This is a genomic window from Colwellia sp. Bg11-12, from assembly GCF_014076955.1.
In the GTDB taxonomy this organism is placed as follows: Bacteria; Pseudomonadota; Gammaproteobacteria; order Enterobacterales; family Alteromonadaceae; genus Colwellia_A.
Map to the genome: position 1 here is coordinate 225,415 of NZ_JACGUZ010000056.1, position 13,551 is coordinate 238,965.

Annotated in this window: 7 protein-coding genes; 3 read left to right on the top strand and 4 right to left on the bottom strand. The window is 35.4% G+C overall.

Annotated features, from left to right (window positions below):
• Positions 1–32: 32 nt before the first annotated feature.
• Positions 33–749, top strand: coding sequence for a SapC family protein (locus tag H4J39_RS05340; RefSeq protein ID WP_182181947.1), 717 nt, complete (start codon positions 33–35; stop codon positions 747–749).
• Between the two features lie 171 nt (positions 750–920).
• Here the strand turns inward: H4J39_RS05340 and pepN are convergent, their stop codons facing one another.
• Positions 921–3,623: an aminopeptidase N gene (gene pepN, locus H4J39_RS05345; RefSeq protein ID WP_182226321.1), complete on the bottom strand. Its 2,703-nt coding sequence runs from the start codon at positions 3,621–3,623 to the stop codon at positions 921–923.
• Positions 3,624–4,086: 463 nt separating this feature from the next.
• Between pepN and H4J39_RS05350 the strand changes: the two genes are divergently transcribed.
• A complete protein-coding gene (locus tag H4J39_RS05350) occupies positions 4,087–5,526 on the top strand; it encodes an aminopeptidase 1 (RefSeq protein WP_182226322.1) in 1,440 nt (479 codons plus the stop codon).
• Positions 5,527–5,609: 83 nt separating this feature from the next.
• Here H4J39_RS05350 and H4J39_RS05355 read toward each other — a convergent pair whose 3' ends face one another.
• The 3 genes from H4J39_RS05355 to H4J39_RS05365 all read right to left on the bottom strand — a co-directional run bounded on the left by H4J39_RS05355 (position 5,610) and on the right by H4J39_RS05365 (position 11,710).
• Positions 5,610–7,484 carry a hypothetical protein gene (locus tag H4J39_RS05355; RefSeq protein WP_182226323.1) on the bottom strand — a complete coding sequence of 625 codons (1,875 nt, stop codon included), beginning with the start codon at positions 7,482–7,484 and terminating at the stop codon, positions 5,610–5,612.
• Positions 7,485–7,494: 10 nt separating this feature from the next.
• Positions 7,495–8,580 (bottom strand): hypothetical protein, encoded by a 1,086-nt coding sequence (locus H4J39_RS05360; RefSeq protein WP_259368760.1) that lies wholly within the window; start codon positions 8,578–8,580, stop codon positions 7,495–7,497.
• Positions 8,581–8,647: 67 nt separating this feature from the next.
• Positions 8,648–11,710 carry a hypothetical protein gene (locus H4J39_RS05365; protein ID WP_182226324.1) on the bottom strand — a complete coding sequence of 1,021 codons (3,063 nt, stop codon included), beginning with the start codon at positions 11,708–11,710 and terminating at the stop codon, positions 8,648–8,650.
• Positions 11,711–12,163: 453 nt separating this feature from the next.
• Here H4J39_RS05365 and H4J39_RS05370 point away from each other — a divergent pair, with 453 nt between their 5' ends.
• A complete protein-coding gene (locus H4J39_RS05370; protein WP_182226325.1) occupies positions 12,164–13,498 on the top strand; it encodes a hypothetical protein in 1,335 nt (444 codons plus the stop codon).
• Positions 13,499–13,551: the final 53 nt, after the last annotated feature.

Consider the following 13,551-nt stretch of genomic DNA (forward strand, 5'->3'; position numbering starts at 1 on the left):
CTGATAATATTTAAAATAATAAAGAGAACTAGATGAATAATGATTACCACCCTATAAGTTTTAAACGACATGGGGAATTTAGCATTGATAGTAAAGTGACTTTTGAGCATGTTAACGATGTGAATAACTTAGAAGTTGTGATGCACGAATTCGCTAAGGCTGCCAATGAATTCCCGATAGTATTTATTAAAAATGGTGATTCGGGTCAGTTTCAATCTGTTATTTTGACGGGTATTGATTTAGGTGAAAACTTTTTTGTTGATGATAATAAATGGCGAGCTATTTTTACGCCTAAAAGTGCGAGTTTATATCCTTTTAAGTTAAGCTTAACCAAAGAAGAAAATAATGAAAAGCAGTATGGCTTTTTTATTGATGAGTCTTGCCCCCGTTTAAATGCAGGCGCAGGCGAGCGCTTTTTTGATGCTCAAGGTAAAGAGTCTAAATACCTAGAAAGTTATAGATTAACAATGAGTGATTATTTTAAGCAAAATTTGATGACCAAAGAGTTTATTCATTATTTAGTTGATAATGAATTACTTACAGAAGGTAAGATATCGCTAAATATCCCTAATAGAAAAATTCTACTTGATGGGATTTATACGGTTAACCAAGCAACACTTGATAAATTAAGTGATGAACAGTTTTTAGAGTTGAGAAAGAAAGGTTACTTATCCGTGATTTATGCGCATATGAACTCAATGCATCAAATTGATAAATTAGCAAAATTAAAAGTACATAGTACAACTTAATAATAACGTGTTCGATAAAAAAGGCCTTATGTTTTCACATAAGGCCTTTTTATATTTAGGATGAACATTATGTCACGGTCATACGTGGCCGTTTTTTGACATCCATGTCATCACGGCCTTAGCACTTCCATGTAAATCGATATAAAGGCGTGACGACTGCTCTTAAAAATATTATTTTAATAGTTTAAGGGCTTTAACACAGCGGCCAATTTGTTGATGGCTTGCTTTTACTGTTTTCAATACCTGTGGCTTCATACCACTATAGTCTTTAATCAGTTGTGCTAATTCTGCTTCACTTGCTGGCGTACATTCTGTTGGCAGCATGCTACCAGCAAAAGACTCAAGTAAACCTAGGTCACTGCCTTCATTTAATTTAGGAATATGAGCGAGGATCTTAGCTTTGTAAGGCGCTTCTAAAGCTTGTTGCTCACCTGGAAATAAACCCCACATAATGTAACGAAGCGTTGAAAGTTTTAGTTTGTCAGGGTTGTTAATAACCACGTTAAACCATTTCTCTTTACCTTTAGCTTCTGGTTGAATAACCTCTGCATAAATGGCACTTTTAACACCTGAGTCAGTAATATCTTTTGTTGCTTCAGCCGTTAATAATGCTTGGTAATTACCATGTTGGTAACGATTCATTTTAGCGATTAATGTCCAGCGCTTGTCTTGATCGATTGTTACACCTTCAAAGCTCTTCTCACCGTTTAACATGTTTTGTAAATGTGCTAAATGTTTTGTTGTTTTAGCGACACTAACATAACGACCATACCAAAGTTTTTGGAAGTCTGAACCTGCTTCAGCGTTTTCTAATAAACGTAAGTATAAGTTTTCAACGTCCATATAAAGTGCTGAATAATCTTTTTGTTCTAAACGTGTTGCTACCGTTAAGTAACCAAGGGCTGACGTTAATGTGCTAGCGATTTTACGCGATACGTTATAATCAGTTTCACCTTCAATGTTTTCCATTGCAAAATTGACAAGCTGGTCAGCAGCTAGATTTGCATCATTGACACTGTCAGACAAACTCTGCCATAACATTAAACGCATAGTGGCATTATCAATCTCGTTGATATGTTTTTGCGCTGAAGCGAGTGACTTTTCATCAAGATCTACTTTTACGTAACCCCAATCTGCTTCGTTTGGATAAACTAAATCAGGACATGTTTGACCAATCACTTCTTTAATTTCAGTGGTTGCCCCTTTATACATAATAGGTGTCGCTGATGTTAAGTTCATTGCATTACCATCGGCATTTACATTGTATAAACCGATTTGAACACGTTGTTCGCGTAACGTTGGGTAGCCTTCAGGTGCGGTTTGATTTATAGCAAAATCGCTAATTTTACCATCACTACACTGATAGCTAACTTTAATGGTGTTTAAGCCTGCGTTAAATAACCAGTCTTGAGTCCATTGGGTCATATCTTTACCGGCTGCTTTGCCTAATTCACCGATAAAATCTTCAAGATCAGTATTTTGGTAAGAGAACTTTTTCAAGTAGTTACTTACACCAACGCGGAAGTTTTCTTCACCTAAATAATAAGGTAATTGTTTTAAAACTGAAGCACCTTTACCGTAGGTAATACCATCAAAGTTTGACAATGCATCACCTGTGGAAGCTACAGGTAGTTCTATCGCATGCGTGTTTACAGAGTCATCTGTGCGGTAAGCCCACTGCTTAGTGCCAGAGTAAAATACATCCCAGTTGTTTTCAAAGTCACTGGCTTCAGCAATTGCCAAGTTAGCCATGTATGTAGCAAAGCTTTCGTTTAACCATAAGCCATTCCACCAGCGCATTGTGACTAAGTCACCAAACCACATGTGCGCCATTTCGTGTGCAATAACATTTGCTAAGCTCATACGAGCACTCGTCGACTTTTCACCACGAGCGATATAGCCTTCATTGAATGTAACCGCAGCAACGTTTTCCATCGCACCTGCATTAAAATCAGGTGCTACAATTTGGTCATATTTACCAAACGGATATTTAACTTCAAAATATTCATTAAAGAAAGCAAAACTTTGTTTGGTAGGAATAAACCATTCGTCAGTCTTTACGTATTCGGCTAAGCTTTGGCGAGCAAATAAACGTAACTTCATTCCTTCAAAATCATCTTCCCAAACCGCGTAATTACCGGCATGAAGAGAGAAAACATAAGAGGAGAATTTTGCTGAAGCAGGGAAAGACCATACCTTAGTATCGCCATTCTCACTGATGCTGGTTTCGCGAGTCGCGCTAATAATTTGCCAATGGGCAGGTGCAGTTACTTCAATTTCATAACTGGCTTTCAAATCGGGTTGGTCAAAATGAGGAAATAAGCGGTTTGCATCATACGGTTCAAAATCAGTGTATAGGTAAACTTCGCCGTTTTTAGGGTCTACGAAACGGTGAAAACCAGAACCATCTGTTGAATAAGGACGTTCGTAATCAATAGTGATACTTTGTTTACCTGCGGTTAATTCGGTAGCAGGAATCGTAATAAACCATTTTTCATAGCTAAACTTAACGTCTTTACCGTTTACTTTTAATGATTTAATGTCACCTTCATCAAAATCTATTGTTAAATCATTTTTATTATCTTTAGCTAAGTCAAACATTAGCTCGGTAGAGCCAGTAAAACTTTCACTTTTATTATCAATAGTTACACTTAATTTGTAGCTAACATTGCTAACTTGCTTCGCGCGCATTTCTGCATAAACGGCTTCAAGCGATTCACTTTTAGTACGGATTAAGCTTGTTTGTTTTTGAGGCATTTCAACTACGGTTGAGTTACTTGGCGTATCAGCTTTTTCACAGCCCATAAGCGCAACGCTTGAGCCAATAATAGCCACAGACAATGCTTTAGCTATTTGAGATTTTTTTAATGTCATTTACCCAGATCCTACTTTATTATTTTTAAGGTTTCCTAATGGAAACGTTTTTAAATGAAAATATCAATGATGTTATATCATATAACCTTAATTAATTATTTTTAGTCATCGCGTAAATAGGGTGGTTAAACGATTTTTAGATTGATTTTGTCAATCTGTATTTTGATACTAATATATTTTTTGTGTTTTCTTTCATAAAATCATTGCTATAGAAATTTTAAGGGACATTACTTTATAAAGGCTTTGTTTTTTGTTGTAAATAATTTGTTACATTTATTGTTGTTTTGAATGAATGATTAGCCATGTTCTACAACTTTATTTAGCCTTGATAACGTTAACGCTATAAAGGTCATTAAAATGCCGACGTTCATCTTGTTTTCTATCTGTTCAAACGAATAAAACTTGTCAGGCGGTGTTCTTTCTCTTTATTATGATCAGGAGCCATTAATTAAAAGAAATAATAATGAATATAAAAAGAACGCTAACAAGTATCGCCATCATTAGTACTATTGCCCTTTCTGGTAATAGCTATGCTGAAACAGATAAAGAAGACAAAGAAAATAAAAAATCATCATCGAGCTGGTTAAACCTTTCTGAAAAAGAGTTAGTTGCTGTTGAAAAATATGCAACGGATTACAAGGAGTTTATCTATAAAACACCAACAGAATTAACCTTTGTTACTGAAACGATTAAGCGTGCAGAAAAACAAGGTTTTAAGCGTCTGTCTGAAAAAAGTAACTTAAAACCTGGTGCCCGTTTTTATGATGTGAATCGTGACCGTACCATTTCATTAATTGTAATGGGTAAAAAGGATCTTGAGCAAGGCACTCGTATTGTTGGCGCGCATATTGATTCACCAAGACTTGAACTTAAAGGTCGCCCGCTTTATGAAAAGCAAAAATTTGCGATGTTACAAACTTATATTCATGGCGGCATTAAAACCTACCAATGGGTTAATATTCCTTTAGCACTTGTTGGACGCGTAGATAAAAAAGACGGCACGGTTATTAATATCTCAGTTGGATTTGATGAAAACGATCCTATTTTCATGGTTCCTGATTTAGCACCACACGTTGATCACCCAAACAGAAGTCGTAAAAGTCGTGACGTGATCAAAAAAGAAGAGTTAGACGTGATCATCGCAGCCAAGCCTGATTTAGATAAATCTGTAAAGGAATTAATCGTTGATTTCTTAAAAACAGAATATGATATTTCTGTTGAAGACCTAGTTTCGGCGGAATTAGCACTAGTGCCAGCAACTAAACCTCGCGATGTTGGCTTTGATCGCAGTATGATTGCCGCATATGGGCAAGATGATAAAGCGAGCTCTATTGCCGCTGTTAATGCCATATTTGAACAGACAATTCCAGAATTTACCTCAATTGCCTTTTTAGTTGATAACGAAGAAGTGGGTAATATTAATAATACCGGCGCAAGTTCATCGTACCTTGTTGATATGATGAGTAGCTTGTTATACAACCAAAAGGGTGCTGAGTATAATGACTATCAATTGCGTAAGGTTTTACGTAATACAAAAGTGATTTCAGCTGATGTAAACCCTGGTGTAAACCCTAACTGGGCAGGTGTTTGGGAGTTAGGCAATGCGCCACGTTTAGGTAATGGTATTAACTTAAAGCTTTACGGTGGTGGTTTTAATGCGAATTCTGAATACATGGCCTGGACCCGTAATTACTTAGATAATAACAAAATCAAATGGCAAACCTCTACTTATAAAGGTAAAGCTTCTGGAGGAACTATTGGTAGTGATTTATCAAATGACAATATGGAAGTTATTGACTTTGGTGTTCCAATATTATCAATTCACTCACCTTATGCCGTAGGTTCAAAAGTTGATTTATATTCATTGTACAAAGCAATGTCAGCTTTTTATCAGGAAAAATAAATTAAGTTAATATTTAATTGATTCCATTAAAACTAAAAAAGTACAAGCATCTATTATTTAGCTTGTACTTTTTTAGTGTGGTACTAAAAAATTGAATGAAAGTCACCATTAGGAAATAAAATACCAGGCAGACCTCTTATCGTTATTACCTCTCCGATAATTTTATTACCAAAATATAATTGACCTGTGTAATCTTTTTTCTGTTGTAAAAGTGTTAACCAGCGGCCATCAAGTCCTTTAATGACCAGTTTTCTCGTATCATTATTTTGCGCTAACGTTAACGCTAAGACTTTACCCTGCATTCTTAATGCTAAATTTACATTATCTAATCGTTCAAAATTTGTCGATAACCCTGATATTGATAACCTAAAATCAGCACTTCCAGAAGAAGGAAGATCTAATAAAATATCATAGATAAAGTCATTTTCATTTTGGGCTAAAGATTGTGAGTTTTTTATTGCTATGATGGAAATATTCGTTGTTTGGTTTTTAGTCTTTAATAGCCCCGAAAATGAAAACTGATTTAAAATAGAAGCTAACAGTTCACTTTCATTTTTTACCCTTTCACCTGTCATATTTATACGACCAGTGATTTCGCCATTCTCTGTCAATATTGAAAGACTTGTTATTAAATTCAATGTTGCAGTTTTAGCTTTCTCATCATTAAAAACGTCTGTTACACCATCAAATCTAAGTAACAAGTTATCAGTATTAAGCGTCAGGGATGTATATTTACTTGTTACATTGCCTAAGATGCTCGCTTCAAATAAGTCTCCGCGGGCTGCACTTATTCGCCATTGAGGTATCCTTAATTCCAGATTGATTTCTGTTTCTTTATATATTCCTGATATTATCCAAGTATACGGTGACCCTCGGTAATTTATATCTAAACCTTGATATTGATAAAACCCAGCAGCTGTGTCATTTGTTGGAGAATATAGCTGTAGTATTTCAGTTAATATTTCACTGAGTATTGCTAAAGTATGTGTTGAGTCATCCGTTAAAAAACTTGATAGTTCAGTGATTTTATCACTCACCTCATCATTATATTTAAGTTCTTGTATATTAATAAAGGCTAATACGTTTCTGAACTGTTCAAGTAGTATTTTGTCATTTACATTAGGCGAGTGACTAGGTATGAAGTGCTTGCTTGAGTTTGCAAGTAATCTGTTCAATGAGAACTTCTCTTTGACTAAATCATCGTTAATAAGTGCATCATCATTACTTTTTTGTTGCTCAGATAAATAGTCATCTAGGTTAGTGAAATAATCAGTCGCCATATCTGATATCTCATTATTTTGTACAAATAAGATAATAGACTCTTTTATAAGTCGAATACTTTGCGGACTTTTTATCGATTTAAATAAGGCATAATAGCTGCCATCTGCTAAGAACTTATAACGCCTTGTGTTCTCTTTATCGGTATAGGTTTGATGATAATTAGGGGTAATAGATAAACTTTTTAAATGGCTGTTCACTTCAGTTGATGATTCAATTTGAGATAATAATGAAAAATAAACTTTATTAGCACCAGGGCTTAAAAACACTTTAGCTGCAAAAATAATGTCAACGGTAAAGGCTTCATTATAATCAATTTTTCCGTTGGCATTAATATCTTGGTGTTCACCACTATATGAGTCGCCACAGCCTATTGTAACAGGGCAAAGAATGCTTTTAGTGATTGGAGTATATTCAATAGTAATGATTTGATTGCTTTCTATCGTAATATTCTCATTATTTAAAGATAACGTATTAGCTGACGTGATGGTTTCGCCACTTTGTGAGCGTATTATTATTTCCCCAACAGGGGAAAACCAACTCGGGAGGTAAAATGTTATCTGGCTTTTTGCTAGAGATACTTCGGACTGTTTTTCCTCAGCTTTAGATTCAGAATTTCCACCACACCCATTGAGTAAAGTGAGCATTAAAAATAGGTTAATGAGGTAACGTTTTTTCACATTATCTTCCTTAAAATAAAATAGATAGGTAAGTGCTAAAATGAAGGTAATATGCTTCTTCGAAATCTAATGAGTCAGTTTGGAAGTTAATGCCTATAGATTGTGAACCAATACCTATTTTCCATGCCTCACTTTTATTTTCATATCCAGTCATAAGTGCCCAGTTATCAGTGAAGTGCCAACGACCCAAAAGAGAAGTGAATTGGTCATTCTTGATTGAACGAAAAGCTAACTGTGTGGAAAAGAGTGATGATATTCTATAATCAAGGGTGCCATAATATCTTGCTGGCATTGTTAAGGAATGATCTTTAGTTTGGTTGTTTCCAGACGTCTTTAAGGTAATTGCTGGCTCAGAATAAACGTTACCTTCATTATCTTCTTGAAAAGGAATATCTTGAATACTCCCCAAAGCATAACCGGCATCAGCGTAACTACTTTTATAATATAAATCTTTGATAGCTAAGCCAAGTATTAATTGCTCCGATATTTGCCAATCAAGTGCAATGTCTAAACTGACTCCTAGACCTTTAGGTCTATCTTGCGGTGAAAAAGATTTAAATAATCTATCTTTTGAAAAAGCATAATCAATATTAAAATTTCCTTGTGGTTTATCAGCTAAAACTTGTCCATTAATATTGCCGTCTTGAAAGTGTTTACTGCTAAATATTGATAGTTTAGGTGTTAATGTTATTTTGGGGGTGTTGAAATCAATTTTGTACGAAAAAAACACACCATGGCTTGTCGCATTCTTTGCTTTTAGGTTATAGGTATAAAATCGATTTTCAAATGCTAAATCATTTTTTTCAATGTGAGTATAAAGTGCTGTGTCGGGATCGAACTCCATTACATAATCATAGCGACTTTGCAGTCCAAAAGAAAAAGCAGAATAGGTTACACCTACCTCAAACTGATTATAAGTAAATGCACTATCGCCCTTAGTTAAAGGTTGATTAAACTCATCTATAAAAGAGTTAATTGGCTGAGACTCCGCATAAACTTCAGCGTTAAATGTAGAAAATAGGGTAAGAGAAGAGGTACTTGCAAAAGTATTGAAATGCAGAAAAATACATAAGTATAAAGTAAGCTTTATTTTCAATTTACATCCTTGAATAATTAAAGGTTAAAAATTGCGGGAGAATAATATCTCCCGCAAACAGAGCTAATTAATCACCAATAGTAAAAGTTAAATCAAAATATTCAACTTCATCATCATCAATATACGTCACAACAACGCCATTTGACATCTCAACAAAGTCACCATATTTATAGTCGTCTAACCAAATAGTGCCCATAAGGTATGCGCCATTATCAGCACTACCCATCATTTTGTAACCATCATCACCAATCAATAGTTTTACATTTAAGGTTTCATTATCATCCATTTCATCAAGGTTGAATGTAAAGTTGAAAGCAACGTCTGCCGACATTCCAGCCATAATAACTTCTGTTTTAAAAGTGTTAGGCTGCTCATTAGTCGATAAATCATGGTTACTTAATATTAATGTTCCCGTGAAGTTGGCATCACTGTCCATGATTGCTAGTGTACTTGATGACATAGTTTTAACCGGGTCTTCAGTGTCTAGATCACTTAATGAGGTAAACACACCACTGAACGTTAATGCTGAACACGAACCTTGAGAATTACCAGTGGCACAACCATCTAGGTCACCAGCTGCAAATTCCAAAGTAGCACCATTATCGCCACTCTCCATTAAGGTCGCTTCCCATGCAAGCAGTAATGTTGTATCACTGGCATCATTACTTAACTCGGCAACACCTTGAAATGAACCTTTAGTTTCATGGCTCGCTTCTATTGTCATGTTTGTTTCGTTAAAACTATAAATCCAACCTGTATGAAGCAGTGACGCTTTATCGATAACATTACCTGTTTCTTGATTCGCCTCTTCAAGTACATCAAACATGATTTGGCCGATATCAGTTAACGCATCACGACCCAAAATGGTAACTACATTAATGTCAGCAAAAGATTGAGTTGTCGTTTTCACCATCGGTAACTTACTTAAAATTATTTGCTTAGCTTTTGCATCAGCCACCATACGAGTAAATAGATTCACGTCTTTATTTGCTAATATTATTAGCGCCTTTGATTGGCTTATTAATGCCGTTGCTGAATCTATTAAAGTGGCTGCTGCAGTTTTATCCGCATCATCTTCAGCGATATCTGCATATTTTTGAGCATCATTAAGCGCTATTTCTGAATACTCTAGGAAAGCATTCGCTATTGAAATAAAGTCTAATTTATCTGTTAGTGCTTGTTCAGTTGCCATAAGAAAAGCTGTAGCAGCGGCAACACTTTGAGGACTATTCATTGCCATCGCAGCTTCATAGCTGTTTACTGACGTTGTTTGTGCCGTTGTTGCTATGCCTTGTTTAGTGAGTGCCATGTCATTTGATGATTCTGCTCTAGCTTTCGCGGCTGGCACTACTGCATCAAATTCAACAAGTTTTGCTTGTGCGTCAGCTAATAAAGCTTGAACATCGATATGTAACCCAGTGTCGCCATTTATTTGTATTGTTTCTGTGTGTGCTAGCTCAGCTATGTCTTGAGCAGTATCAAGTAAACTTTGATATTCCGAACTTGAAGCAACTAAAAATTTAGCGGTATCTGCCCAATCACTTGCTTCAATGTCATAACGATTAGCTTTGTTACCTAATACGTTCAAGTCATTGCTGTTAAAAATCATAAAATAAGCAGCGATTGCTGATTCATAATAGATAATTGCCGTATCTGCATCTGTAACTCTTGTCTCTAATTCTTCAGCTGTAATAATAGCGGCTGCTGCAGTATCGATATTGTTGGCGATACTCATTATTTTAGTATTGAGCATTGTAAGCTCGGTGGTAACTTTCGCTGCTATATCAGCATATAATTCATCTCCTATAGTACATTCATCGCCAATACAGCCTATTTCTTCTACTAAAGCGACAACTTCTATCGCGGTATTAATCAGATCTTGCTGTGATATAGCTCCACGTTTTACTGCATTTTCCATCGATTTAGTTATTGAGGTTCTGATGCCTGCATTAACACCTAACGCGTCTAATGCCGCAGTGTCACCCGTAACAATAGCAACATAAATAGCGGCTATTTTCTTCACTCTTTGTTGTATTGCATTAAATAGAGCGGATGGTTTCGAATTGTTGTTAACTGAAGATACTTTAGAGATAATTGATTGTATTGGAGGAGTAGAGGGTGAAACCTCAGTAACAGCATTTAAACTACCATCTGATACTGATGTTGCCAATTCTGTAATTATTTCTGAGAGGGTACCATCGTCACCTGCCGCAGCGACTGTTTGTAAACTTGCCGACAATTGGGCTAGTGCAAGGTTACCAGCATTTAAGCTGACATTTTCGCCAATATCACTAAGGTCGAAGCCAACACCTTTAGATATATCCGAAAGTAAGTTTGCGTTTTTAATGACACCATTTGGCCCAAGCAATTGCATGACAGTATGAACTGAAGCGTCTGATATAGCTTGCTGGCTAATTGGTACCATAGGATCGGCACTTAAATTATCTTGTAATATTGTGGCCACAACTTCAGTAAATACCGTGACATTTGAGGAATAACGTCTAGATTGCTCGGGACTAGCAGACTCAGGAATGTATTTTATTGTCGTTAAGGTTAAATCTTCTTTATACCACTCTCCAAATTCGATAGCTAAGTCACCATTATTAGGCATAACAGTTGAAGCAATATTTTCATAAACGCCACAATCAGTATAAGAGTCGCACCTTAGCCAACTAGCATCTACTGATGAACTACTGGTAATATTTATGATCACAGCACCAGAAAAGGTACTTTCAAGATAAATACTTATTTTTCCATTTTCATCAGTTGCTGGTTCTAATGGATTTTCAGCCAATACTTTAGACGCGAGCATTTCATCTAACTTTTCATCTGAAGTTCCTGCTGGAGCTGATACTGTGTAGCTTTCTGCTTCAATAGAGTCCGCTATGCGAAAGCTAATGGGGGATTTTTCACCTGTGGTTGTGTCAATCTGGTGAATAGATATACTTGCATTAGCCATCGTACCTTTAACGGCCACTCCCGTTAGAGCAACATTAAATGTTGCTGTTGCTGTTTTATTAATAGGAGGTTTGGGGGAGGGGGGTTTTACTGTTGTGTTTTTATTGTCAGAACAGCCAGTAGTCATTAGTGTTAGTGTGACAAACGATGATATGAGTAAGTTATTTTTCATTATATATTCCTTTAAAATTAATGATTTTTATAAACACTTCATAAGCGTAGAACAAATACTTGCCCTTGGATGAAAATTATGAATTTATTTTTTACGCTTTAAAATCAGAGTTAACTTTGCTTACGCTGAAAAGGGTCTACCGATATAAACTGTCAAAAATTAATTTTTTACCCTCTCAATTAAATAGATGAAAATTGATGTATATATTAAAAATCCCTAATAATTACTCCCACTATTTTGAATTAAATTAAGCTCAGCTTTAATGCGTTAAATTAGATGTTACTAGGGAAACTTATTTCACTTATTATATTCGTTATGCTTTCAGTGCATGCATAAATTACCCTATAATTGGGTTAATGAACCGTAATCACAGATAAATTAATTTCTATGCTGAAAAAGTTATTAAAAACAAATGAAAGATCAATTCCATCTTTTCTTATTAAATATAAAAAGATGTTTTTATTACCCTCAATATTTACTTGTTTGACCGCATGTGGGGGTGGTGGGGCTAGTAACAAAGCTACTACACCAGAGGTTCCAATATTTTATCCTTTCTCATTAACGTCAACACTGACTAATAAATGCGGTGCAAAACTTCCCTTTGTTGATGTCGAGTTATTTATTCAAAACCAGGATTGGAGTGTTGTAGATAAGTTACAAGCTGATGAAAATGGAGTTTTTAGTTTTTCATCAGCAAGTGAATTCATAAATTATACGCTTGTTGCTAAAAATCAGCAGGCAGGAGAGGTTGAAGGTTTAGATTTTGTTAGCTTTCATCAGGTAAAGGCAACCACACCGGCTACTTATCAAGCTCAGCATGCTGCAATAATTGATAATTCAAATTGTGAATGTGTAACTCGAAATGTTGAAATATCTCATACCCCTATTTCTGATATTACTAAGATAACCAGCTCTGCAACATTTACTACCACTGAAGTTGTGGATTCCCAACGTACTAATTTTATGAATGTTGAAGCTTGTCGGATAATGGGGGGGACTTGGCCATTACATTCTTTTTCTCTTGTTGGTACCGGTAATAATAACAATGTTCAAGGTGCGGCTGGCTTTATAGATGACTTTAATCAAATGGCCTTTAATGATGATGGTGAACTCATTTGGCAACTATCAGCTTTCGATGCAATTGAGCGAATTGGTTTAAATCAAAATCACCAGCCTTTTACTACACGTCAGTTATTTTCAGGGCAGCAACACTTTGCGATTAGTGTTCTTGAAGAAGATAACATCGTCGATTTATTTAATAGTCATCTTTATGTGTCAGAAACCGACTACCAATCAAATGCAGAAGTAATTTTTTCTGAAACAGATTCTGCTTTTGGGAAAATAAAAATATCTAGTCAGCATCAGCTCATCTCTTCTACATATATTACGAGTTTTTCAGTTGCTGCCTCTGATAGAAAACCAGATATTGATGATAGATACTTTTCAGAAATCAAATCAGATTGGAGCTATGATTATAGCAATGTTGCTAATTACCCAATGGCTATTATTGCTATAAGCTATCAAGCTTACCATCCTGAAACAAACACACCTATGCCAGCTAAATGGACAAGTTACGGTGAAATTACCGGACAATTACCCGTTGTTACTGCTTTATCTGGCTATGAAGACATTATTAACAATGACACGATTGTATTAGGTACAAAAACAGACTTGGTTCAAAGTGAATATACTGATAAATATGCGAATTACTTGTCATATTATCAAAATAAAAAAAATAGCTCCTTTGCTCATAATTTAAAAAACTATCATATATCGATCAATAAATAATTTTATTGTATAACAACAAAAAACGGCGCTATACAGCGCCGTTTTTAATGGGG

Coding starts and splice junctions, on each gene's coding strand:
- H4J39_RS05365 (WP_182226324.1), bottom strand. CDS start 11,710: ATGAAAAATAACTTACTCATATCATCGTTTGTCACACTAACACTAATG.
- H4J39_RS05340 (WP_182181947.1), top strand. CDS start 33: ATGAATAATGATTACCACCCTATAAGTTTTAAACGACATGGGGAATTT.
- H4J39_RS05350 (WP_182226322.1), top strand. CDS start 4,087: ATGAATATAAAAAGAACGCTAACAAGTATCGCCATCATTAGTACTATT.
- H4J39_RS05370 (WP_182226325.1), top strand. CDS start 12,164: ATGTTTTTATTACCCTCAATATTTACTTGTTTGACCGCATGTGGGGGT.
- pepN (WP_182226321.1), bottom strand. CDS start 3,623: ATGACATTAAAAAAATCTCAAATAGCTAAAGCATTGTCTGTGGCTATT.